A 24809-nucleotide genomic window follows, 5' to 3' on the forward strand; every position below is an offset into this window, starting at 1 on the left:
GGACTTCTCGCTCGACTTGGCGGACTTCTCGCTCGACTTGGCGGACTTCTCGCTCGACTTGGCGGACTTCTCGCTCGACTTGGCGGACTTCTCGCTCGACTTGGCGGACTTCTCGCTCGACTTGGCGGACTTCTCGCTCGACTTGGCGTTTTGCACCTTCGTATACTCGGTGCAAAACCGGCCAGGAGGTAAACATTGCAGAAAAGGAGGACATCTCATGATTGCCATCATCGACTATGGTGCAGGAAACATTAAAAGTTTACAATACGGCCTAAAAAACGTTGGCCTCGATTTCCAACTAACGACTGACCCGAACATTATCAGGCAAAGCGATGGGATTATCCTCCCTGGGGTCGGCGCGTTTTATGACGCGATGAATGCTTTAATCGAATTAGAGCTCACGGGCGCCCTTCAGGAAGAAGCTACCCACGGGAAACCGCTCCTTGGCATCTGCCTCGGCATGCAACTGTTGTATGAAAAAAGCTATGAAAATGGTCTTTGGGATGGCCTCGGGCTGCTTCATGGCGAAGTTGGCCGAATTAATGATTCCGTAAAAGTGCCGCATATGGGTTGGAACACATTAACACATCACAACAACAGTACCCTGCTTAATGATATTGCGAACAATACGTACGTCTATTTTGTTCATTCCTATGCAGTTACCTCATACAACCCAGATGACCTCATCAGCAGCACCACATATGGCGGAACAGTCCCGGCAATCGTCCGGAACGGTAATCTGATTGGTATGCAGTTTCATCCTGAGAAGAGTGGTGCCGCCGGGTTACAGTTATTACAAAATTTTGGAGCGATGCTATCATGATTCTTTTTCCCGCAATCGATATCCGAAACGGCAAATGTGTCCGCCTGATCCAGGGCGACTACAATAAAGAAAAAATATACAATGATTCCCCTGCCAATGCAGCACAGCAGTGGGAAAAAAGCCAGGCTGAATTTTTGCATATTGTTGATCTGGACGGCGCCAAAGATGGAGCATCAGCCAATATCGAAACGATTCGGAACATCGCGCATGCAACCACTATTCCTGTTCAGGTCGGCGGCGGCATACGTTCAATGGACACCATCCAAGCCTACCTGTCAGCAGGAGTGGACCGGGTCATCATCGGGACTGCCGCAATCAATGACAAGTCATTTCTAGAAAAAGCAGTCAGCACCTATGGCGATAAAGTTGCCGTATCCATTGATGCCCGAAATGGCCGCGTGGCGACAGACGGCTGGACAGAGACGAGTGACGTCACAGCGCAAGACCTGGTAAAAGAGCTGGAAGTCATTGGTGTATCAACGATCATTTACACCGATATTTTAAAAGACGGCATGCTGAAGGGACCAAATTTCCAGGAACTTGAGACAATCAATCGGCTGACCGCCATCAATGTTATCGCTTCAGGTGGTATATCTTCTGCAGCGGATATCCATCAGCTGAAAAAGATGAACCTATATGGTGCCATTATTGGCAAAGCCCTGTATGATGGCACACTATCGTTTCAAACACTACGGGAGGAAACGTAAATGCTCGCAAAACGAATTATTCCATGTTTGGATGTTGATAAAGGGCGGGTCGTCAAAGGGCATCAATTTCAAAACATTCGTGACATCGCCGATCCTGTCGAACTGGCCAAACGCTACAATGAAGCAGGTGCTGATGAGCTGGTGTTTTATGATATCACCGCATCACACGAAGAGCGGCCAATATTTCTCGATATCGTCGAGCAAGTGGCAGCAGAAATCGCTATCCCGTTCACAGTCGGAGGCGGCATCCGGAGCATCCAGGATATCCATCAGACACTCAGAGCTGGTGCCGATAAAATTTCCATCAACAGTGCCGCGGTTAACAACCCTGAACTCATCAAAGAAGCAGCCCAGAAATTCGGCAGCCAATGTATCGTTCTCTCGATTGACGCCAAACAAGTCAGCTCACAGAAATGGCATATTTTTATTAAAGGCGGCCGAGAAGATACCGGCATGGATGCACTTGAGTGGGCTCAACAGGGGGAACAACTCGGTGCCGGCGAAATCGTCGTGAATGCGATTGATACGGACGGCGATAAGAACGGCTACAACCTTGCGTTGACGAAAGCGATTGCCGACCATGTCAATGTTCCTGTTGTGGCGAGCGGCGGTGCCGGGTCGAAAAGCCACATTGCCGAGGTGCTGACGAAAGCGAATGCTGACGCGGCTCTGGCAGCATCAGTTTTTCATTATAACGACATACGAATACCTGAACTGAAAATCGATCTTGAAGAAAACGGCATTCCTGTCAGGAGGTCATGTTATGGATGACAAACAGCTAAACAAACTCACATTTGATCAGCAAGGACTGATCCCGGCCATCATTCAGGATGCGGACACGGCCGAAGTTCTCACCCTTGCTTATATGAACAAGGAAGCATTGAATAAAACACTTGAAACCGGTGAAACATGGTTTTTCAGCCGGAAACGGCAGGAACTCTGGCATAAAGGCGAAACATCAGGGAACCGGCAGCTTGTTAAGGACATCCGCTTTGACTGTGACGCCGACTCCCTACTGGTGACGGTTGGACCATTGGGACCCGCATGTCATACCGGAAACAGATCATGTTTTCATCACCCATTAGAACATCGTGACACTCCCGACCAAATGGGGTTAAGCGAACTGGCCACTCTTATCAGTCAACGGCGCGACGAGGCAAAAGAAGGCTCCTATACCACTTATTTATTTGAAGAAGGCATCGATAAAATCCTTAAAAAAGTCGGGGAGGAAACAAGTGAAGTGATCATCGGAGCCAAAAACAACAATCATGTCGAAATGGTGTGGGAAATCGCTGACCTTACCTACCATACACTTGTCCTGATGGAATTGATGGGCGTGTCCACCTCTGACATTAAACAGGAACTGGCCAAACGTCATGCCGCAAAGGAAGTCAGTACCAATGACTAAATTCTGGAGCGAAACGACCAAGCGTACAGAACCATACGTGCCTGGTGAGCAGCTGAACGATCCGAACATCATTAAACTGAATACAAATGAAAACCCGTACGGCCCATCGTCACAGGTCAAGGAAGCAATTCAGGATGAACTGACACGGAAGTTGCACTTATACCCAGCGCCGGACGCCGATAAGCTGCGCGATGAAATTGGTAGTTATTATAACGTCACTAAGGATCACATTTTTGTTGGGAATGGATCTGATGAAGTTCTTGCCTTTTCGTTCATGGCCTTTTTCGAACCGCATGCCCAAATCCGTTTCCCTGCCATTACGTACAGTTTTTACCCGGTTTATGCCAAACTGTTCAATATTCCCTATGAACAAGTCCCCTTAAACCGTGATTTCACGATCCCGGCTGAAGATTTCTTTGGAGCTGAAGGTGGCATTGTCATTGCCAATCCGAATGCGCCGACAGGGTTATATTTGAATGTGGAAGCTGTCGAGGAAATCGTTATAAATAATCCGGAATATGTGGTGATTATTGATGAAGCTTACATCGATTTCGCACCCGCCTCGGCCGCTCCCCTAGTGAAGCAATACCCGAATCTGCTGATTGTGCAGACATTGTCCAAATCCCGGTCACTGGCTGGGCTACGGGTTGGCTTTGCACTTGGTGATCCGGGGCTGATTGAAGCACTCGTCCGGATTAAGGATTCATTCAACTCCTATACGATCGATCGACTGGCTATTGCCGGCGCCGCGGCTGCCATTAAGGATAGAGACCATTTCCGGGAAACAACCCAAACAATCATCCGTACACGGGAATGGCTAATCTCCGAAATGAAAAAACGCGGCTTTCATGTCCTGCCTTCTCAGGCCAATTTTATTTTTGTTTCGCATTATAAACATTCCGCTAAATCCCTTTATCAACGTCTAAAACAGCAGGGATTTTTAACCCGTCATTTTCAAAAACCGGCAATCGATCACTATCTCCGGATAACAATCGGAACCGATGAGCAAATGGAATCCTTTTTAAAGGCACTGGACAGCATCACTCCGCTTGCTGCTGTTCAAGATTAACTTGTATTTATGTAAAAAGACCAGGCCCCATCCGGAACCTGGTCTTTTTCTTTTTACGCTGATCGTTCGTGTCTGAAAATGAGAGATGATCGACCCCTTACAGGTTTATCGTCACATCGGCATTTTCACGAAGCTGATCAACAAGCGTTTGGGTTGCTTCTGCCTGTTTTTGGTTCTTTAATTGTGTTTTAAGATCTGACTTCATGTCATCATAAGACTTGACCTCTTGCTCGCTGCCTTCCCCATCTTTATTCATTTGTTCCTGCTGTGCTTTAAACTGATCATAAGCTTCCTTCAGCTCTTTCTCCGTAGGCTCGGTATCACCCGACTCTTCCGCAATCAGCTTATCGATTTTCACTTGCGTTGCAGCCTGAGACATGACTTCATCTTTTTTCATGCCTTGTTCTTCCAGCGCCGATATTAGCTTATCTGACGACTCAAGCTGCTGCTGTTGTGCCATTTCATTCAATGTTTCATCGATTTCTTTGTCAGACGCACTATAATCGCGATTATTGGCTTCCTGTACGATAAGCTCGGTCCCAACCAGACCTTCTGCCGTCTGCTGTTTCATTTGATCCTGGTCAATTTCCTGCCCGGTCATCTGTGCCTGCATGGCCATTTGCTGGAATCGCCCTTTATAGGTGCTTTCAAATTCCTTTTTCGTTATTTCTTCTTCATTGACTTTTGCTACAACATCAGGAACGTCTTCTAAGTCAGGTTCGGGCATTTCCTGCTGCCCGGAAGCTTGTTCACCCTGATCCCCTTCAGATCCATTTTCACTATTATCTTTAGAGTCACCGTCGCCGCCGCATGCTGCCAATAAAACAGCCAAACTCAGCGTTATCATTAACATTATAAACTTCTTCATAAGTTGGATTGTCCCTCATTTCTTTACAGTGTTATTTTATTCAAACATATTTTATGGGGGTTCCGCAAGTTTTATGATACAGGCTATCGCCGGTTTATCCCATGACAGCAGCATTGATGCCACTCATTAACATTTCCATTACAATTTGGACGGGTTTTCACTTAATTTTGCCGTAAAAAATGGAGGTTGGCACTATCACCAATCTCCATTTTTTCATTCCCTAAGGACGGCCAGTTAGCTGCCTTTTATCACAAACCCATTCATCCAAATCTAATAACTAAATTTCAATCGGATTTTATCTATTCCAATTCAGCTGATATTTCTTCCATTTTTGCTAGCTCAGATTGCAAACCGGAGCCGCCTAAGTACCATAGTTGGCCGTCTAAGTAAACAATTTGATCATTTTGATAAGCAGTTGTTTGTTTAATAATGTCATTTTCCATGTCAGATTCAATATTTGAATCGCCGCCAATGGCTGCAGTACGGTCTATGACAAATAATATTTCCGGATCGAATTCTAAAACTGCTTCATATCCAAAGTTGGAACCATGGCTTGAAGATTCGATATCTTTTGTGACTGGCTCGAATCCGTACACATCATAAATGTACCCGAAACGAGATGGGGTTGAATAGCCCGATAATTGTCCCTCATTGTATAATGTTACCAAGCTTTCGTTGTAATTTCCAGCAAGGTTATTGATTTCTTCTGCTTTAGAATTTAAATCAGCCATATGTTCTTTAGCTTTCGCTTGTTTACCGAACATTTTCGCTGCTATATCCACGGAGGACTTAAATGACTCCCAATATTGTTCTTGATCAGTACCTACGAATACAACATTAGGCGTAATTTCTTTTAATTGATCATAGAATGCAGCCTGACGACCAGAGATAAAAATGACATCTGGTTTTAATGCTGCAATATCTTCAAGTAACGGTTCTTTTAATGTCCCGATATTGGTATACTCATCGGAATTGTAATCCTCAAGATGCGTTGGTAAGGTAGAACCCTGTGGAACGCCTACAACCCCTTCAACATCAAGTGCATCCAGTGTATCTAAGAAGCCGTAATCAAATACAACAATATTTTCAGGCTTGGACTCAAACGTTATATCTTCAAAATTGTAAGTTTGAGTTCCATCTCTGCTTTCCGTTGAAGTAAGCGTTGAAGAGACGGTCATGGGATATGTAGAACCAGCTTTTTCTGCATTCTCATTTGTATTCTCTTCAGTTGTCCCTTCCTCAGAAGAGTCTTTATTTCCTTCCTCATCAGCCGATTCATTAGAACCACAAGCTGCAAGAAAGAGTACGAGCACCGTAAAAACAATGCCAAGTAATATCCTTTTTCGCATAATATGAATTCCTCCTATTCGTTCAAATCTCTTAATCAATAATGATAATCATTATCAATTAAGGTTGTGATCATTATAGAATGATTAATCATTCTCGTCAATACTTTATAGAAATTTTTTAAAATTTATAAAAAATTTTCTAATTATTTTAGTATCATTTGTCGTATGACACCTTTAATAAAGTGTTTTGTAATATTATTTAGACAGCCCGTACTAACAAAGATGTTTACGTTTATACAGGCTGTCTGGCTTGAATGTTTTGATCATCTGTTAATATGTGCCAATCCCCGATTAATTTGCATGAGCATTAAAATATACACAAATACGACAACCATTCTGTTCCTGAACCGGTATATCCATTTCATAAATTTCACTTAGAGTTTGGGGGTTAATAATGTCATTTGTCGGCCCGTTTTTCACTAATTCTCCGTCCTTTAACGCCACAATACGATCGGAATAGACAGATGCAAAATTAATATCATGTAAAACAATAACAACCGTTTTACCAAGCTCGTTCACAAGCTTCCTTAGTGTTTTCATAATTTGCACAGAGTGCTTCATGTCCAAACTGGCTAATGGCTCATCAAGTAATATATATTCTGTATCTTGAGCAATCACCATCGCGATAAATGCTCGCTGTTTTTGCCCGCCGGATAATTCATCAATCAACTGATCTTCCATATCATGCAAGTTCATATAACCAATAGCCTGATCGACAAACGTTTCATCTTCTGCTGTCAAACGGCCTTTAGAATACGGATAACGGCCAAATGAAATTAATTCACGTACAGTCAAACGCACATTTAAAAAGTTGGACTGTTTTAAAATGGAAACACGTTTTGCGAACGCATTCGACTTCCACTTTTTAACGTTACTTTGGTCAAGTAATACTTCACCGGTATCAGAATCCAAAAACCGGCTCACCATGGATAATAATGTGGATTTCCCGGCTCCATTCGGGCCGATAAATGACGTTATCGTCCCAGGCTTAATGTTTATGGAAACGTTATCCACAACATTCTTCTTACCAAATCGCTTCGTCAACTCTTTGATTTCAATCATTTTACCGCCCTGCTTTCCTTTAATAGTAAGTAAATGAAGTAAATACCACCAATAAAATTAATAATAACGCTTAAAGTCGTACGCAATTCAAATAGATGTTCAACAATAAATTGTCCCCCTACCAACGCAATAATACTTAGAAGACTTGCACCTAAAATTAGGGTCGAGTGCTTATAGGTAACCAAATATTGATAGGACAAGTTTGCTACCAATAGACCCAGGAACGTTATCGGACCAACTAACGCTGTGGACGTCGCAATCAACACCGAAGCTAAAATTAAAATATTCATTAGCATCCGGTCATAATTAATACCAAGACTGATAGCATTTTCACGACCAAGCGCCATGACATTCAGCTGACCCATAATACGATAGCCGTAAATACACGCAACAACCAATATGGCAATCGCAATATACAAAATTTCTGCTTTAACATCCATGAAACTGGCAAATAAAAAGGTTTGTAAACTCATATATTCGACAGGGTCAATTAAAACCTGGAGAAACGTTACCAAATTCCCGAGAAGTGTCCCTAAAATGATACCAATTAATAGCAATAAATAGATCGGATATTTTTTCGTTCTGAATAGAAACCGATATAAAATAAGCGCGAACAGAACCATTGCAATCAATGCTGCACCAAAATTCAAATAGTTATTGACGACCCAAATTGACGTAGACCCCGCCAAGAAGAAAATGAGTGTCTGCACAACTTCATACATGGCGTCCATCCCCATAATGGAAGGGGTTAATATTCGGTTTTGTGTAATGGTATGGAACGCCACTGTTGCATAAGAAATAGCGATCCCTGTCACCATCATTGCTGCTATACGCGTAACCCGTTTTGGAAAGGCGTAATCAAAGCCACCCTTTATATCATAAAATGCATACAATAAAACAGAAATAATGGCTAGTACTGCTAAAAAAATCAACCTCTTACGATTTCTTTGCATATGCTCTCCCCCTAAATAACAAAATTAAGAAGATCGCACTGCCAATGACTGCCACTGTAACATTTACTGGTATCTCATACGGGTGCACGATAGTACGACCAATAATGTCACAAATTAATAAAAATGCAGCACCCGTTACCATTGTAAGAGGTATTGTTTTACGAATGTTATCCCCCTTAAAGATAGATACGATGTTGGGGACAATGAGACCCAAAAACGGAATGACACCTACAGTTAATACGACAGATGTCGAAATAACGGCGACTAGAATAAGGCCTAAATTAAGGACTACCTTATAACTCATCCCCAAGTTCTTCGCAAAATCCTCTCCCATACCAGCTACTGTAAATTTATTTGCATAAATATAAGCGAGTAACACAGCTGGAATACTTATATACAACAGCTCATAACGACCAGCAACAATTAATGTAAAGCTGCCCATAAACCAGGATTGAAGATTTTGCAGAATATCGGCTTCATAACCGAAGAATACGGTAATCGAGTTTAAAATATTGCCATACATTATCCCAATTAGTGGTACAAAAATAACGTCTTTAAATTGAATGCGATCTAGAATTTGTATAAAAAGGAATGTACCTGCTAACGAGAACACAAAACTGAAGATAACTTGCTGTGTGTATGTAACATTTGTGATAAACAGCATCGATATCATGATCCCAAGTCGGGCGGCATCTAATGTTCCAGCTGTTGTTGGCGATACAAATTTATTTCGACTCAGACTTTGCATAATGAGACCAGCTATACTCATCCCGGCACCTGCCATTATAATTGCCAATAACCGGGGCACTCGGCTTATCAAAAAAATTTTCAGCTCATCTGAATCTAAATCCAGCAAGTCACTAAAGCGAATATCTATCGCACCTAAAAATAGCGATATCACTGACAAAATCATCGTTATAATTATTAATATCCACAGTCTCATGCTTAAACCTCATAACTTGTTTGTTTATTCCTGGTTCGCAGCTAGAAATGGTTTTCATTTCATCAATCCATATACGATTTCGTTGCGGCATTCCATTCTACTTACAACTGAACTCAGCACACTGAAACAGACAGATAAACATTTACCTTTCGCCTAGTGTTCAGCTATCAGTCCTGATCATGCCAACTGTCAGACTGAACACACTTTAGAATGGTTATTATTTTTTAATGAGTCCAATCTAATTAATAATGAAATTCATTATCAATTAGAACTACCGTCATTATATCAGATTTCCTGATAACTGCAACTTAACTTTCAATAAAATTGTGAATAAAAAAGAAACCTTTGAAAAGACATGATCTTTTCAAAGGTTTCGGTGTTTGTCTGTTAATCTTCTACGATTTCACAGCCCTCGTCCGTACAGTAGGTGGTTTTGGATTTTTTAGGATTCAATGATTGCAATGGCGATTGTTCCTTCTCTTCTTCCCAAACTTTTTCCAGTACTTCAGTAAAGACCTCCGCTGGCTGGGCCCCAGACACAGCGTATTTGTCATTGAAAACAAAGAATGGAACACCCTCAACACCCAATTGTCTCGCTTGTTCTTCATCCGCTCGGACATGGAGGGCGTAATCATCCACCTTCAGAAAGGCTGTGACGTCATCCTGATCAAGGCCCACCTCTCCGGCAAGCCTGATTAATGTGGCATGATCACTGATTAATTCAGAGTCTGTGAAATAAGCTTTTAATAAGCGTTCAGTCAGTTCTTTACCTTTGCCTTTTTCGGTGGCATATTTGGCAACACGGTGCGCATCAAACGTGTTTGTATGCTGCATCGTATCAAAATTATATGTCAATCCAACTTCCGCAGCCTGCTCTCCCAGACTTTCATTCATACTTTTTGCCTGTTCAAACGACATGCCTTTTTTAGCAGCCAGATATTCATGCATATTCTGACCAGGGTTCACCTCAGCATCTGGATCCAGTTCATAGCTTTTATATCCTAATTCGACATCATCTCGATGGGAAAATTGCTCCAAGGCTGATTCCAATCGGCGTTTACCAATATAACAAAACGGACACACAAAATCTGACCATACCTCTATTTTCATCAAAACACCTCGTTTCTGTGTTTCATTGTAGCACAGCACAAAGTTCTTCAGTAAATATTGTGCTTGTGCGACAATTCACGGGTGTCCATTGGAAAGTAAGAAGAGCAGAAACCGGTGCTCGTATCACTGATTTCCGCCATAATGTCCAGAGCTAATAAGTGTCGTCGTCATCCTCCGTATAACGGCCATAACTTGGTTTAGCCGTTTGATCAAACGTTTGAACAAGCTCCTGCAAACCTTCTGTCAGATTTTCACCTTGCATAGCTGTTCCATGTCCGGGTACGACCATATCGGGATGGATCGCCTCCAATTTTTCCACAGATTTCTTGGCCGCTTCCCAATCTGTCGTTAAATATCGTGGCGGCCCGTTCACTTCGTCGTTTTGCATCAATACATTGTAAAACGAGTCCTGCCTCACGGTGATAAATGCATCGCCGGAAAGCAGCAGGGAATCATTCTCCCGGTAAAATGATACATGTCCCGGCGAATGGCCTGGTGTATGAATCCATTCCCAGTCATCAAGTCCGGGAACCGAGTGGTCATCCGGGAGCGGCTTCACGGCCTTCCCTAAGTTAATAGGTTCGTTCGGATAAATAGCGGATATTTTGGCCAGCATTCCCCCTTCGACACTAGGATCCGGTTCGGGATAACTCTTTTCGCCGGTTAAAAAAGGCATCTCAAGTTCATGAGCGTAGACTGGCACATCCCATTCCTGTACCAGTTCAACCAATCCGCCGACGTGATCAAAGTGTCCGTGTGTCAGAATAATGGCAGATGGTTTCGCGTTCTCGCCAAACCGTTCTGCCGCTTCAGCACGTATTTCGTCCGCGGATCCCGGGAGTCCGGCGTCAATCAACACCCAGTCGCCTTTATCCGGATAACCGATAAAAGCTATATTGGCGATCTGATCGGTGTAATAATACACATCATTAATCACTTCCCGACCAGAACCACTCGTGATGGATGTCATTGGGATGAAGCGATTGTCTCCTGCTTCATGCATTTCTTGATCCATATGGAAAACCTCCTTTTTGCGTTAGTATCTGGAGAATTATCGATAATAACCAGAATGATGATGAGGAAATCATTTGAGGTTGAGGCAAAAGTTTAGAGACTGGGACACAACTAAAACAATCCTATCTAAAAACAAAAAGTCCACTGCCTTAGCGGAGGAAGTATAGTCAGAATTCTGCTGAGAAGTATGTCATCTGACTTCCGGTTGATTTTCATGTCCGTTTGGGCGTTTTGAAGCTTGCGTCCACCCTGTCCGCGCTTTCGGAGTTCTCGAGTCTGTTTCTCCGGAAAATTTCCTGAAAAGGGCTTCGAGAACTGTTCTCGAGTCGGTTTCTACGGAAAAAATCCCGAAAAGGGCTTCGAAAGCTGTTCTCGAGTCGGTTTCTACGGAAAAAATTCCTGAAAAGGGCTTCGAGAGCTGTTCTCGAGTCGGTTTCTACGGAAAAATTCCTGAAAAGGGCTTCGAGATCAGTTCTCGAGTCGGTTTCTACGGAAAAAATTCCCGAAAAGGGCTTCGAGAACTATTCTCGAGTCGGTTTCTACGGAAAAAATCTGAAAAGGGCTTCGAGAGCTGTTCTCGAGTCGGTTTCTACGGAAAAAATTCCTGAAAAGGGCTTCGAGAACTGTTCTCGAGTCGGTTTCTACGGAAAAAAACATGAAAAGGGCTTCGTACAAAAGTCCGAACCTCTCAAATAAGAAATTATCCCGCAAGCCGGGACAGTTTCTTAGTAAGATTGATGCTCCTGAATGGAGCCATCCTGTCTGTGCACGATCAGGTAAGTGCCCTTATTTTCGGCAATTTCCTGGGCACGTTGTATGGCATCATTTTTGTTTTCAAAAACATGGCTTGGCCTTTCTGCGTCACTTGATCTGACAGCCCAGCCATCATTATGCGTTATCACGTGCTCTCCTTCCTCAAGCCGCTCGGGATTGTCATCATATTTTTTCCCTTCTTCTGAGCGTTCAGTCGGTTTGCCGCTGTTTTTAAACCTGTCGCGTTCGGACTGGTTCGCATTTTGCGCCCATTCTTTTGCCTGGCTGGTTGCGATTGGGATGGCGCGGTCTTCATCATAGCCTTCATCGACCATTGAATTCGCAATATCAATGGCCTTTTTGCGTGTTGTGTTATTCAAATTTTTCATAGAGGACGGATAATCGTTCATGGTCCATGGCATTTCGCATACCTCCTGTTTGGTACTATGTTTCCCGTTGCACAAGCTGTAAAACATAGAAAAAGCCGCTTACCGGTTTAGGTAAACAGCTTTTTCAATTAATATTCGAGCAGTGACTGGCCCATGATGGAGACTCGCTTCGTATTTTTCAAATCATCCAGTGTTCTGGCGCCGATCCCGAACATGGTCATTTTCAGTTCGAGTTCAATCTGATCCATTGTTTCAATAACAGCCGCTTCGGATTCTGTTGCAGCTTCCAGTAACTTTCTGGCAAAGCCAATCACATCAGCACCAATGGTTAATGCTTTCGCAGCATCCATGCCGGTTTTCATCCCGCCGCTGGAGACAACGGGCACATCTTCCAGTGCACTTTTGACAGAGACAATGCAGTCTTTTGTCGGGATACCCCAGTTATTAAAAGCTTCCGCGGCAGCTTTTTTGAGTGGATCATTCGACCGGAGCTTTTCCACCTGGCTCCAGGACGTCCCGCCGGCGCCTGCTACATCAATATAGGAAATTCCGGCATCGTATAACTTCTTGGCAATGGTGCCGTCAATACCGAACCCGACTTCTTTCGCCCCAACCGGAACGTTTAGCGTTGAGCAGACTTTTTCAATTTTCGGCAGCAAGTTTTCGAAATTCAAATCCCCGCCGTCTTGAACTGCTTCCTGAAGTGGGTTAAAATGCAGCACAATCGAATCAGCTCCCGTCAGATCAACAATCCGCTGGCATTCCTCTGCCCCGTAGCCATAATTCAATTGGACCGCCCCGATGTTGGCAATCAAGGGGACGCTTGGTGCATGTTTTCGAATTAAAAATGACTCCTGATGGGCATCGCTTTCCAGAAGAGCCCTGGTTGAGCCCAGTGCAACAGCCCACTTTTTTTCTTCTGCTGCTTTTGCCAGATTCTGGTTAATTTTTGCCGCCAATTCCGATCCGCCCGTCATCGAGCTGACTAGAAATGGTGCGTTGAGCGGCTTGTCCAGAAAACGGGTGCTCGTTTCGATATCGGCAAAATTAATTTCAGGCAATGCATTATGGATAAAGGATATTCCTTCAAGTCCTGTTGCCTTATTCACACCTTCCACATTATCTGTCAGACAAAGCCGGATGTGCTCCGTTTTTCGTTTATTAATCCCTTCGTCCATCACGATTCATCCTAACTTAAATGTCATTACTATTATCATACCATAATCTATGTGGATTGAAACAATATACAAACCGCTACCAGGCACAATTGCAGATTTCCTATGTGGCTGGTATACTGATGCCCAACTTCTAATGTCTTGGAGGCCCGTTGATGAAACATGACGCAAGAGATTTTGCAGCAAAAGCCCATGAAGGCCAGACACGGAAAAGTTCCAATGACCCTTATATCACCCACCCCATTCGCGTCGCAGAGCTTCTTGAGAAATCCGGATTCAGCGATGAATTGGTTTCTGCTGGCTATTTACATGACGTCGTGGAAGACACACCGCTTGAAATGGAAGATATTGAAGCAGCATTTGGCATCGAGGTCGCCAAACTTGTAGCTGCCCATAAAGAAGATAAATCGAAAACATGGAAAGAACGCAAACAACATACGATTGATACCGTTCAATACGCTGCAAAGGATGTAAAGTTTCTAATCGTCGCTGATAAATTGGATAACTTATTATCGATGGAAAAAGAATACAAGCTTCAGGGCGATGTATTGTGGGAGAACTTTAATGCCGGATTTGCCTTACAAAAATGGTACAATCAATCAATAGTTGCCAATATGGACGTCGGACTGACTAAAGACGAAATACCCGATTATTTCCAGGCATTTCGGGATGCGGTGGTGCGGGTGTTTGGCTGAGATGCTTACCCGTTATAGGTACTACTTTTTCCGCTTCCCCACCTGCTGAGAAAGCCATCATCGAATGTCAACATCGGCTTGGCCCTTGGCATTATTTTTCCAAAAGACGGATACCCCTTTTCATCCATCGCTCTCCATCCAATTACTTAAACTGCATGATGCCACCCCCATTCTCGCGCCTGTTAGTTAAGCAGTATCTGTTTTTCTTTTTAGTCAATATCGTGTAGGTCACCAGAAAATTTATTGATTTTACCACTATTAATATCTACTGCATATCGCTCATTTGTAGAGGTATGTCCAGAAATTAATGTCGCATATCTTACAATGACGCAATCCTGTATCTCTCCATCATATGCTAAAAAGTGCTCTTTATCTTCCACAAAATCATCATAAGTGTCCCGCAGATAACCCCTGAGCGAAAATAAACTATTATTGTAATCTCTTCTTTATTGATAGATAAAACACAGTGATTTGAATAACTGGAAAAAGCATTAAAATGACGATCGGATACGCAGCAAAATAATCCGAAACAAATGGTTGAAATAACATACATACAGCAAGAAATGGCAATACAATCATCATTGAAATATAAGAGTTTCGAGAGGCTTTAGAAGTAAGCGCCTTTTCTCGCTCATCCCTTTCCCTAAATTCTGGTGGAAAAAGAAGTGCCTCTTTCCACCCCTTTTTTTCTTTCCGTTGCCTGCGGGTGAACATAACTGCGGCCGGCAAAGTGACTATTAAAAAAAGAATAATGGGTAATACATTTAATGTAAAACCAAATCCATTGCTATTTGGATCATCAAAAGTTGATTTAATATCTAACGCAGAATCATAGTATGCTATCATTACCCATCCAAACAAAGCTAATACCGTTAAGCTCAACAAATAACTTCTAAATTTCATTGCTGATCCTCCCCATTTAATTGGAATACTTCTTCGACAGTCATTTGAAATTCCAGACAAATGTTCATCGCTAAGAGAAGAGACGGAATATAATTTCCCTTTTCTAATGCAGCAATTGTTTGTCTGGTAACTCCCACTTTTGACGCAAGATCTTGCTGTGTCCATTGAAAACGGGCACGCAATTCCCTGATTCGATTGGATATGTGCACTTTAATCTCCTTTATTTTCTAATTCAATTTATATATATAATAAACCCTAACAAGTTGTTAAGTCAAGTTAACATTATGTTAGGTTTATTGTTGTTTTTATCAACTTAAAAGATGCAGCCGCGAATGAGATAGCTATTAACTCATTTGACCCCTCCTTCATATTCGGAAAAAGGGAGGCAGCCGGATTGAGCTTACGGGAAAAAACTAAGCAAAAGAACCAGCGAAATATTTTAAAAACCGCCGAGAAAAAATTTAAAGAACAAGGATACCAGCAGACATCGATGACCGAAATTGCCCGGGAGGCGGAAGTTGGCACTGGAACGATTTATAATTATTTCCCTTCCAAGGGTGCGTTGTTAATCACGCTCTTTTCCATGGAAATGAAAACACTGCGCAACAAGATGCAAACAGAGTTGCATGATGATTCAGTGCATTTTATGGAGCAGCTGAAACAGTTTTTACAACGGACGCTGGCATTCATCGAACACTACCCGAAATCATTTTGGCAGGAACTAATGCCTGTTTTGACAGACCAATCCAAGGAGCAGACTGATTTCCGAAACGAGGCATTGCAGCTTGATATGGAGGCAATCGTGTGGTTTGAGCAATTAATTAAAAAGCACCAGGACATGTTTAAGCTATCTGTAGATGCCAAACAAGGGGCATTTGCCATCTACAGTGTGATGGTCACACAAACAATGCTGTATGTTTACGACCAGGATATGACTTATGATCAGCTGCTGGTAAACACCAAGAAGCAAATCCAGTTTTTATTTGACGGCAAACTCAAGGAAGGAGATTCATAATGACGGTATTACAAACGAAAGGGATCGCGAAAACATTCGGTACGTTCCAAGCGCTTGATGGCATTGACATGGATGTCGAGCCGGGGGAAATTTACGGTTTTATCGGCCCGAATGGTGCCGGAAAATCAACGACCATCCGTATCTTGTTGGGCAATATGCATGGTAAATATTTTTAAAGAAATGCCGCACATGACAGGTTTGCTTATCAGGCAGTTGCGCTTGAAAATCTTGCTTTGGCTCGCCGGTTTTGCCGTCATCATCGTAGCAACGGTAACTGCTTATCCAAGCGTTTATCCAGATGAGGAGACAAGGCGCGGATTTGCTATCACGATGAATAACCCCGCCATGGAAGCCATGGTCGGTTCAAGCTACAATTTGCAGGACTTTTTGTCGACAACAGCTGCATTATTCGCACAGGAAACCATGCTCTTTACCCTGGTGATTGCGGCAGTCATGAACATTATGCTCGTCAGTCGCATGACCCGCGGGGATGAAGAAGAAGGACGGACCGAATTCATCCGCTCACTACCGATTGGCCGTTTGTCTTATTTGGGTGCCGCCATGCTTGTCATCACCATCGTTAACATATTATTGGCAGCGATTATCGGAACAGGTCTTTGGGCGACGGATATAGATGGCACCGACTGGCAAAGCGCATACTTGTATGGATCTATTCTTGGAGGCGTAGGGGTCGTATTCGCCGCCATCACAGCATTTTTGGCTCAGCTTGCAGAAACCGCAAGAGGAACAACCATACTTTCCTTTGGTGTTCTGGCTGTTGCGTATCTCGTGCGTGCCTTTGGCGATGTCAGCAATGATACCCTGTCATTAATCTCACCGCTCGGCTGGGGCATGCGGACGAATGTGTTCATCCAAAATGACTGGTGGCCGGTGTACAGCTGTGTGATTGCTGCGTTTGTTCTCACTGCCGGTGCTTTTTATCTCCATCTTGTCCGGGATCTGGACGCAGGCTTCATTTCGCCAAAACCAGGCAATGAACACGCTTCTATATTTCTGAAAACACCAATCGGCTTCACTGCTCACGAGCAGAGAGTACCAATAATCGTATGGGCGGTCTTTATTGTTCTTTTCAGTACTTCATTCGGCTATATTCTGGACGATCTGGAATCCTATTTTGCCGATAATCCATTTCTTGAAAAAATGATGCAAGGTGAATCGGATGTCACGAATCAATTTGTGACGCTATTGATGGCCATGATGTCCTTAATTAGTGCTGTTCCGGCGGTTATAAGCGTCATGGCGTTGAAAAAAGAAGAAACGGCAAACCGGATCGAAAATTTTCTCAGCAAAGCTATCTCCCGTACGAGAGTAATGGGCAACTATCTATTACTGGGGGTGGCCACCAGTATTCTGATGCAAGCGCTAATCGCACTCAGCCTGTGGGGAACAAGCACAGCCGTATTGAATCAGCCACTGGATGCCGGCGACATTTTCCTTGCGGCGTTTACGTATCTTGCAGCCATCTGGGTACTGCTTGGCTTGAGCATCTTGTTGATTGGTCTTGTTCCCAAAATCACCAGTATCATCTGGCTCTATCTCATCTATGGATTTATTATTATTTTTCTTGGCGATGTTCTGGATCTTCCGGATTGGTTCGACAGCTTATCAGTTTTTGAAATCGTCCCGGCGCTCTCATCCGAGGCGTTCGATACGAAGCCTGTTATCTTGTTGCTGGGGATCAGCCTGGTGACGTCCCTGGTGGGATTCATCAGTTATAACAAACGGGATATTCAGAACTGATGGACGATCCAGCCGAGTTTGCTGTGAAAAGGATGAACGATCAAGCCATAAGACTGTCACCCACCTGAAAGGACAGTCTTATTATGCTTATTTCGTATCCATCTGGCATGGATACGGAGCTTAGAATAAAACAGATTTTCGATCCTCTTTACATTGCTTCGATGAAAACCTGTTTGAACGCAATTAGTGAATGACACCGTAGTAGGGCTCAAATTATATACTTTCTTGCCTTTTAAAAAAGAGCCTCTACATCTATTGCTGATGTAGAGGCTCTTTAATTCATCTTGATGCACAGCGCTAATTTCCTGCCCAAACAATTGATATTCCAGCATGTCTATACATATTCGTGATATTCGTTGGGATCCTGCCCTTCTACACGACCGGCTTCCCCTTTATCCAACGAATCAATTGTTTTCATATCCTCAGAGGCCAATTCAAAGTTAGTACTATCGATATTATCTTTTTGATGCATTGGATTACTCGATTTTGGAATCGTCAATACGCCGGCCTGATAGTTCCAGTTTAAAATAATCTGTGCCGGCGTTTTATCGTATTGATCTGCTATTTCTTTAATCGTAGCATTTTGCAGCACGTCATTCAGATAACCCCGGCCAAAAGGACTCCAGGCTTCGGTAAGAACCCCCCGTTTTTTATTTTCTTCAACCATACGGTTATTATTAAAATACGGATGACGCTCCACCTGGTTTGTAGCAGGCGTCACACCTGTTTCTGCGATAATATTGTCCAGATGCTCTGGTTCAAAGTTTGAAACACCAATGGTTCTGATTAATCCCTGTTTTTGAGCATCCACTAATGCTTTCCAAGCTTCTACGTATTTGCCGTCTTTGGGATTCGGCCAGTGAATTAAATACTTATCAAAGTATTTTAACCCCATGCGGCGTAAAGATTCTTGAATAAAGATAAACGCCCTGTCGTATTCGTGGTAAGATCCAGGCAATTTTGTACTGATTAAAATGTCTTCCCTGGGCAATGCCGATCGACGCACAGCTTCACCGACAATACCTTCATTGTCATAGTTTGTTGACGTATCGATTAAACGGTATCCTGTGTTTAAAGCATTTAAAATTTCAAATGTTCCCTGATCACCGTTAATGCCGATCGTACCTAATCCCACAAAGGGAAGCAAGCCACCATCATTTAAAATAAAATCGTTATGATTAACAGCCACACTCTCATCTCCTTTAAAATCTTTGTAATGTAAGTTGAGAATGATAGAAAAACAGATATTTCCTTCTCATCTGCCAATATGAAATCAACAGCCATCCTTCATCAAACAGTGATTCTGGTTAATGAAACTGCCGGACACTCGTTAAGCTCAATTACATTACCAGCATTTCATGTTTTCATCCCTTACTGAGATGTTCATACGTATTATACCCGGTTCAAGAAAATCCTACACCAATCAATTGATGGCATGAGGACATCTTTTTGGTACGAATTTCGTCAAACCATCTCTCATCATATAACCCGCGTGTTTAAGCGATTGGTAAATCCTTGTTACAAAGAAAAATGCCTGTCAAAACAACCTTCATTTTGACAGACATTTTTGCTTGTATATCTAATGTTTGCGATAGCTACCTGCTTGTTACGGATTCTATCGTCTTTTTTTCAAAAAGTGATCGTGATCCTGCCGCTGCTTCTTCAGTTTCTTCCATCTGTTTTTCTCTTCCAGATATGCCCGCTGATCCTGTTTCCGCCGTTCAAAGGCGAGTTCACGCTGCAGCTTTCGATAGCTTTGAAACCGCTCCTCGGACAACTCGCCATTCTCCAGTGCCTCCCGGACCCGGCATCCTGGCTCAGTATCATGCCGGCAGTCGTTGAACTTGCATTCCCGTTCAAATGTTTCCACATCACTGAACGCAGAATCCATGGATGATTCGCCTTCCCAGAGCTGCAGTTCGCGCATGCCCGGCGTGTCAATCAGTAACGCACCATTTGGCAGCACAAATAGTTCCCGGTGTGTCGTAGTATGCCGTCCCTTGCTGTCTGCGGCGCGAATGTCCTTCGTCTCCTGAACAGCCCGGTCGAGCAGTGTATTAACCAAAGTAGATTTGCCGACACCTGAAGAGCCAAGCAACACCGCAGTTTGTCCTGCCGGTAAATGCGCCATTAAATCATCAATGCCATCACACGTTACATTACTGATGGCGACGACAGGCACACCAATGGCCACTTCTTCAACACGGGCCATAACATCCGCCACTTCATCCGCGGCGCATTCATCCTTTTTCGTCAGCACAATAACTGGTGTTGCACCACTTTCATAAGCAGACAATAGATAACGTTCCATCCGCCGTTCATTCAGATCGTGGTTCAGCGAGCTGACGATCAAAACAATGTCCATATTGGCGGCAACCATTTGCGCTTCAACCTTTGTGCCTGCCGCCTGTCTGACGAACTGGCTTTTCCGCGGCAAAACCCTGTTTACAACAGCTTTTTGTTCATCCTGCAATTTATGAACGTCCACCCAATCACCAACGGCAGGAAAATTAAGTGAATCCGTCACCTGATTTAAAAACTTTCCGCTTAGATGGGCGAGATATTCTATGTTACCATCCGAAATACGGTAACTGTTCTTTTGTACGGTCATCACCCGTGCGACCGCTTCACGATTCATATCCTGGCTATCATAAGCCCATCCGATTTTTTCCAAATTACTCAAATTGAGAAATTCCTCCTTGTTTATTGGAGGAAACATCATGCATTAGACCGGCTGTTCCTCCATTTTGCTGTTCGTGTTTTGGTTTATAAAGATTCGCTTGACAATAGCCATAAAACACCACTCCTTTCAAAATGGATGAACCTGAATAACCTCATTTTACTATAAATCTCAACTATATGACAGCTGTTTTGTGAAAAATTCAACAACGCACCCGTAAATTCCTTCAAGAAGACCAGTTCATCCCTTGTCGACACCCTTCACTGCTTTACATACCGCTTTTCCCGTGCAAATGAGTAATTGCCTTCGTATTTCATCAAAGCCCCATCAGCCAGCCAATAGGTTATCGAAAACATTTTGTCGAGAAAATAGCGATCATGCGATACAGCAATAATTGTTCCGGCAAATTGATCAAGTGCTTCCTCCAGCACTTCCCTTGATTCAATATCCAAATGGTTTGTCGGTTCATCGAGTATGAGCAGATTATGATGCTGATGAACCAGCTGTGCCAGACGCAGGCGCATCTTTTCGCCGCCACTTAAACTTTTTACTTTTTGAAAAACCGTTTTGCCGTAAAAAAGAAATGTGGCCAATATATGCCGGGCGTCCCCTTCCGTGACATGCACCTGGTCACGGAATTCGTCTAAAATCGAACGCTCGCCATCCATCTCAAACATATGCTGTGACAAATAGCCGACTGACAAATTGCTTCCAAGCCTGATTTCGCCGTCTGTCGCCGATTCGCTGCCTAAAATCATATTCAGAATCGTTGACTTGCCACTTCCGTTTCCACCGACAACAGCAATGCGCTCTTGAAACTGGACAAGCATATTGATCGCCGTCAACAAGCGCCGGTTGCCGAAAGATTTGCTGACCGCTTCCATGGTCACGACATCTTTTCCGCTCCGCTTATGCATCTGGAAATCGAGAGCCATTTTTTTCTGGTCCAATAGCGGCTTTTTCTTCACTTCGATTCGGGCCAACGCCTTTTCCATACTTTTGGCCCGTCGATGAAGCCCGTCATTAGGCGGATTAGCGCGATTTGCCCACTCTTTCAGCCGCTTGATCGTCTCCTTCATTTTCTTAATCTTCTTTTGCTGGTCTTCATACTGCTGAAATTCACGGAGTAGCCGTTCTTCCCGTTCCTTCACGTAGCCTGTGTAATTCGTATGGTATTGGATCAGTTCACCCTGATCCATCTCCAAAATTGACGTGACGGTTTCATCAAGGAAATAGCGATCATGTGACACAACGATTACTGTCCCGTGGTAGTGATTGATAAAATCTGTCAGCCATTCGATAGCTGATAAATCCAAGTGATTCGTCGGTTCATCCAATAATAATAGATCGGGTGATGTTAACAGCAATCGGGCTAACCCAACTTTTGTCCGTTCACCACCGCTTAGTTGCCGCCATGCCTTCTGTGCTAGATTGTCAACTTGCAGTCCGCTCATGATCCGTCTGATTTGCGAATCGACTTCATACCCGCCGTCTCGCTGAAATGTCTCCTGCAATGTCCCGTATTTCTCTATTAGACGCGTTAATTTATCCGAATCTGTTTCCAATGACATGGCACGTTCCAAAGCTGTCATTTTTTCCTTCAAACTTTCAACAGACGCAAAAACTTCATAAAGAATTGCTTCAACGGTTTTCCCTCGGTCAACATCCGGCATTTGTTCAAGCAGCCCAACCGTCAAATCTTTTTTCCATATGATTGCGCCCTTAGCCGGCTGCGTTTTCCTCGCCATCAAATCCAGGAGTGTCGATTTGCCCTCGCCGTTTCTGCCGATTAACCCAATCCGGTCACCTTGCTTTATTTCAGTTTTTATCTTCTCAAAAATCGTATTGGCCCCGATCACCTGTGTCACATTCTGTATACTGCATACAATCATCATGCTCTTCCTTCCGTTAGAAGAAACACCTTTGCCAGCAGTAAAAAAGACGACAGAGAAACAGACCCTGCCGCCTAACCTATCAAAAATTACCGTTTGTGGTCAGATGTCTCTTACTGGTATTTTTTCCGTTGAATTGTCTTAAAAAAGGACATACGTATCCCCTTAAAAGAAACATCGGAAAAAAGCGCATAACAAAGCCACAAGTATTCAGTGAACTTGGATATGCTGCTCGCAGTAAGATTCATCTAATCCACCTCCTTTTCCTAATATAACCAGTTTATGCGAAAAGTGGAGGGAAGTCAATGAGAGAGGGATGAGGTGAATTTTCATCCAGGAACTTTAATCCTGTTATCAGAGTTATCTCTTCTCCCTAAGTTAATCCATTTCTAATTTTTGGACCTCCTGTTCCATCTTAGGATCAATTATCTCATCATAGTTGAAGACGTTCTTTTTTTATTGAAACATATACAAGTCATATAGCTCAGGACCGATTATACAATGATTAATGCTATTTATTGTAAGATATTTACATTTTTCCCAATTTTAATAAAAGTAACTTAGTAGCTAAAGTATAAATGATAGCAATTTGTTATAATAAAATACAAAAGTCTGACTTCGCATAAGGGGGTTGGCAGCACTGTCACTCGTCGGTAGTCTTCGGTGGGAGGCTTCCCGGGGAGGGAAGTGTCTAATTTCAAGGTTTTTCATATCCCCTAATTGTGTCATGATGCAATCTCGGCTCCAATTCTTATTAGACATTAGTATTCCGGAAATGCGTCCGTCTCTGAGAAGATCATGCTAACTCCAATTCATTAATCATTATCACGTATCTCCACCCGAAGGAGGCGGCCATTGATTCAGACAACGCCTGATAAACACGACCTGCCCAGCATGATAACTATTATGAGCAATTAAAGAAAGAAGATGTTCCGTTTGATCATTCGTAAAATCGTTAACGTATTAACGTGGGCATTTTCCCCGTATAACCCTCTGGTCAGATGACTCAAAATTTGCTCCCCCTTCTTGTATAGTGGTCTCTTGATGCTGTTACCTAACAATCTGTCCTATGTTGCAATATTGGTGCTGATTTATTAAAGATTTGCGCCATTCCTCGAATACAGGCTTTTACATCTTTGGATTTATTTTTTTTCCAATTGTTCGGGTTATACCCCAAAATATAAAGCGATATACACCCGCAATAAGAAAAAACATAAAAACAAATTCGAATCGAGTGAAAGGCTCATAAGCAATTAAATATGAATTAATAAAAATTAATATTAAAGACAACAATTCCATTAAAGAATTCCTAAACCCGTTTTTTTCGTACAAATACTTAGATCCTTCCCCATTAAATACATCTTTTAATTCCTCACTAAGAAACCCTTTGACAAGACATAAACCTATCAAATAAATCCCCAGAGCAGGAGCATAGCCCATATTCAAAAGGTGAGTTATTGCACAATAAACGATGGTTAATAAAAACAAATTCAATTTACTATTCCCCTTATTTTTGTTCCATTAAATGGACCAATGAATAAGTCCTGTTATAAAGCAATCGCGCCCGTTTATGAAATCGTAATAAATGCTTGTGTAGCAATTTTCTTTTATTAAAACTCCCATTAGCGAGATTTTAATTTCTTAACTCGATGTAGCCATAGTCATACCAATTTTAAACCCTATAGGAATAGAAACCCAAGTAAATATAAGTGATATTACAAAAAAAGGTATTAAATCCTTAAAGTACTGAATCAAAACGAACAAGGCACCAATACCCCAAATAACAAGGATGATGAAAAACTCTGGTGCAACAAACGTTTTGTCTGTATAATTTTCGGCAATGGCTCCCCCAGCAAAAAATATAGATACCGCTAGGGCAATAAAGCCACTTATTATAAGGTTAACCAGTGCTATTATCTTTCGTCTGCTCATACTTCTCCCCCTTTCTTAGGCCATCCGTATGGTCTAAGTGCATAACATAATTTATCTTATAATTAAATTGTTAACATTCAGCAAATTATTGTTACATTTATTCCCTAGTTATAAATACATAGTAATACAAAAAGTTATTCAATTAAATGGCCCCATTCAGGCGCAAAGTTATTAGATTATCGCGCCCGATAAAGGAAGATCGTCTGCAATGTTTATTAGGGTGATAATTCAGAAAAGGCAATTATTCAATTATAATTACTTCTCCGTCCCTTAAGGCTTTAAAAGGTATCTTATTATCAATCATATAT

At 42.7% G+C, this 24809-nt stretch carries 26 protein-coding genes and 1 pseudogene; 9 read left to right on the plus strand and 18 right to left on the minus strand.

Going from position 1 to position 24809, the window contains the following annotated elements; all coding sequences use genetic code 11:
* Positions 1-217 precede the first annotated feature (217 nt).
* Genes hisH through hisC form a run of 5 tightly spaced genes read left to right on the plus strand, consistent with a single transcriptional unit; the run spans position 218 to position 4007 of the window.
* Positions 218-823 carry an imidazole glycerol phosphate synthase subunit HisH gene (gene hisH / locus E4U82_RS16770; protein WP_135111328.1) on the plus strand — a complete coding sequence of 202 codons (606 nt, stop codon included), beginning with the start codon at positions 218-220 and terminating at the stop codon, positions 821-823.
* Entirely contained in the window at positions 820-1530 is a 711-nt protein-coding gene (gene hisA / locus E4U82_RS16775) for a 1-(5-phosphoribosyl)-5-[(5-phosphoribosylamino)methylideneamino]imidazole-4-carboxamide isomerase (protein WP_135111329.1), read from the plus strand. Before hisH ends, hisA begins: the two co-directional genes overlap by 4 nt.
* Positions 1531-2301: an imidazole glycerol phosphate synthase subunit HisF gene (hisF, locus tag E4U82_RS16780; protein ID WP_135111330.1), complete on the plus strand. Its 771-nt coding sequence runs from the start codon at positions 1531-1533 to the stop codon at positions 2299-2301. It abuts the gene before it with no gap.
* Positions 2294-2938 (plus strand): bifunctional phosphoribosyl-AMP cyclohydrolase/phosphoribosyl-ATP diphosphatase HisIE, encoded by a 645-nt coding sequence (gene hisIE, locus E4U82_RS16785; RefSeq protein WP_135111331.1) that lies wholly within the window; start codon positions 2294-2296, stop codon positions 2936-2938. The genes hisF and hisIE overlap by 8 nt, the downstream gene beginning before the upstream one ends.
* A complete protein-coding gene (gene hisC, locus E4U82_RS16790; protein WP_135111332.1) occupies positions 2931-4007 on the plus strand; it encodes a histidinol-phosphate transaminase in 1077 nt (358 codons plus the stop codon). Before hisIE ends, hisC begins: the two co-directional genes overlap by 8 nt.
* A gap of 97 nt (positions 4008-4104) precedes the next feature.
* Here hisC and E4U82_RS16795 read toward each other — a convergent pair whose 3' ends face one another.
* The 9 genes from E4U82_RS16795 to fni all read right to left on the minus strand — a co-directional run bounded on the left by E4U82_RS16795 (position 4105) and on the right by fni (position 13626).
* Entirely contained in the window at positions 4105-4875 is a 771-nt protein-coding gene (locus tag E4U82_RS16795; protein ID WP_135111333.1) for a SurA N-terminal domain-containing protein, read from the minus strand.
* A gap of 299 nt (positions 4876-5174) precedes the next feature.
* Positions 5175-6224, minus strand: coding sequence for a siderophore ABC transporter substrate-binding protein (locus E4U82_RS16800; RefSeq protein WP_135111334.1), 1050 nt, complete (start codon positions 6222-6224; stop codon positions 5175-5177).
* 291 nt (positions 6225-6515) lie between these two features.
* Positions 6516-7286: an iron ABC transporter ATP-binding protein gene (locus tag E4U82_RS16805; RefSeq protein ID WP_135111335.1), complete on the minus strand. Its 771-nt coding sequence runs from the start codon at positions 7284-7286 to the stop codon at positions 6516-6518.
* Positions 7283-8239, minus strand: a complete 957-nt coding sequence (locus E4U82_RS16810) for an iron chelate uptake ABC transporter family permease subunit (RefSeq protein ID WP_135111336.1) — start codon at positions 8237-8239, stop codon at positions 7283-7285. The genes E4U82_RS16805 and E4U82_RS16810 overlap by 4 nt, the downstream gene beginning before the upstream one ends.
* Positions 8223-9182, minus strand: coding sequence for an ABC transporter permease (locus E4U82_RS16815; RefSeq protein ID WP_135111337.1), 960 nt, complete (start codon positions 9180-9182; stop codon positions 8223-8225). Before E4U82_RS16815 ends, E4U82_RS16810 begins: the two co-directional genes overlap by 17 nt.
* A gap of 387 nt (positions 9183-9569) precedes the next feature.
* Complete coding sequence (locus E4U82_RS16820; RefSeq protein ID WP_135111338.1) at positions 9570-10292, minus strand: DsbA family oxidoreductase; 723 nt, start codon at positions 10290-10292, stop codon at positions 9570-9572.
* 151 nt (positions 10293-10443) lie between these two features.
* Positions 10444-11307, minus strand: coding sequence for an MBL fold metallo-hydrolase (locus tag E4U82_RS16825; protein WP_135111339.1), 864 nt, complete (start codon positions 11305-11307; stop codon positions 10444-10446).
* Positions 11308-12031: 724 nt separating this feature from the next.
* A complete protein-coding gene (locus E4U82_RS16830) occupies positions 12032-12481 on the minus strand; it encodes a DUF2188 domain-containing protein (RefSeq protein WP_135111340.1) in 450 nt (149 codons plus the stop codon).
* A 95-nt stretch (positions 12482-12576) separates the two neighbouring features.
* On the minus strand, positions 12577-13626 hold the full coding sequence (gene fni, locus E4U82_RS16835) for a type 2 isopentenyl-diphosphate Delta-isomerase (RefSeq protein ID WP_135111341.1): 1050 nt from the start codon (positions 13624-13626) through the stop codon (positions 12577-12579).
* 152 nt (positions 13627-13778) lie between these two features.
* Between fni and E4U82_RS16840 the strand changes: the two genes are divergently transcribed.
* Positions 13779-14318 carry an HD domain-containing protein gene (locus E4U82_RS16840; RefSeq protein WP_135111342.1) on the plus strand — a complete coding sequence of 180 codons (540 nt, stop codon included), beginning with the start codon at positions 13779-13781 and terminating at the stop codon, positions 14316-14318.
* Positions 14319-14527: 209 nt separating this feature from the next.
* Here the strand turns inward: E4U82_RS16840 and E4U82_RS20040 are convergent, their stop codons facing one another.
* The 3 genes from E4U82_RS20040 to E4U82_RS16850 are packed head-to-tail and all read right to left on the minus strand — an operon-like array spanning position 14528 to position 15424.
* The gene (locus E4U82_RS20040) at positions 14528-14698 is read right to left on the minus strand and encodes a hypothetical protein (protein ID WP_167751471.1); all 171 of its coding nucleotides are present in this window, start codon (positions 14696-14698) and stop codon (positions 14528-14530) included.
* 49 nt (positions 14699-14747) lie between these two features.
* On the minus strand, positions 14748-15221 hold the full coding sequence (locus E4U82_RS16845) for a hypothetical protein (protein ID WP_135111343.1): 474 nt from the start codon (positions 15219-15221) through the stop codon (positions 14748-14750).
* Positions 15218-15424: a helix-turn-helix transcriptional regulator gene (locus E4U82_RS16850; RefSeq protein WP_135111351.1), complete on the minus strand. Its 207-nt coding sequence runs from the start codon at positions 15422-15424 to the stop codon at positions 15218-15220. The genes E4U82_RS16845 and E4U82_RS16850 overlap by 4 nt, the downstream gene beginning before the upstream one ends.
* A 191-nt stretch (positions 15425-15615) precedes the next feature.
* Between E4U82_RS16850 and E4U82_RS16855 the strand changes: the two genes are divergently transcribed.
* From E4U82_RS16855 to E4U82_RS16865, 3 genes and pseudogenes are all read left to right on the plus strand, one after another.
* Entirely contained in the window at positions 15616-16236 is a 621-nt protein-coding gene (locus E4U82_RS16855; RefSeq protein ID WP_167751472.1) for a TetR/AcrR family transcriptional regulator, read from the plus strand.
* Positions 16236-16388, plus strand: a pseudogene (locus E4U82_RS16860) (ATP-binding cassette domain-containing protein); the annotation flags it as partial. The gene E4U82_RS16855 and the pseudogene E4U82_RS16860, both read left to right, overlap by 1 nt.
* A gap of 7 nt (positions 16389-16395) precedes the next feature.
* Positions 16396-17997 carry an ABC transporter permease gene (locus E4U82_RS16865; protein ID WP_135111346.1) on the plus strand — a complete coding sequence of 534 codons (1602 nt, stop codon included), beginning with the start codon at positions 16396-16398 and terminating at the stop codon, positions 17995-17997.
* A 334-nt stretch (positions 17998-18331) separates the two neighbouring features.
* Here E4U82_RS16865 and E4U82_RS16870 read toward each other — a convergent pair whose 3' ends face one another.
* From E4U82_RS16870 to E4U82_RS16890, 6 genes are all read right to left on the minus strand, one after another.
* Complete coding sequence (locus tag E4U82_RS16870) at positions 18332-19186, minus strand: aldo/keto reductase (RefSeq protein ID WP_135111347.1); 855 nt, start codon at positions 19184-19186, stop codon at positions 18332-18334.
* 426 nt (positions 19187-19612) lie between these two features.
* A complete protein-coding gene (rsgA, locus tag E4U82_RS16875; protein ID WP_135111352.1) occupies positions 19613-20716 on the minus strand; it encodes a ribosome small subunit-dependent GTPase A in 1104 nt (367 codons plus the stop codon).
* 221 nt (positions 20717-20937) lie between these two features.
* Positions 20938-22569 carry a ribosomal protection-like ABC-F family protein gene (abc-f, locus tag E4U82_RS16880; protein ID WP_135111348.1) on the minus strand — a complete coding sequence of 544 codons (1632 nt, stop codon included), beginning with the start codon at positions 22567-22569 and terminating at the stop codon, positions 20938-20940.
* Positions 22570-22682: 113 nt separating this feature from the next.
* The gene (locus E4U82_RS20675; RefSeq protein ID WP_425339535.1) at positions 22683-22817 is read right to left on the minus strand and encodes an RAxF-45 family protein; all 135 of its coding nucleotides are present in this window, start codon (positions 22815-22817) and stop codon (positions 22683-22685) included.
* Between the two features lie 880 nt (positions 22818-23697).
* Positions 23698-24063 (minus strand): hypothetical protein, encoded by a 366-nt coding sequence (locus tag E4U82_RS16885; protein WP_135111349.1) that lies wholly within the window; start codon positions 24061-24063, stop codon positions 23698-23700.
* Positions 24064-24210: 147 nt separating this feature from the next.
* On the minus strand, positions 24211-24501 hold the full coding sequence (locus E4U82_RS16890; RefSeq protein ID WP_135111350.1) for a hypothetical protein: 291 nt from the start codon (positions 24499-24501) through the stop codon (positions 24211-24213).
* Positions 24502-24809: the final 308 nt, after the last annotated feature.

It is taken from the genome of Lentibacillus salicampi (assembly GCF_004565465.1).
Classification (GTDB): Bacteria; Bacillota; Bacilli; order Bacillales; family Amphibacillaceae; genus Lentibacillus; species Lentibacillus salicampi.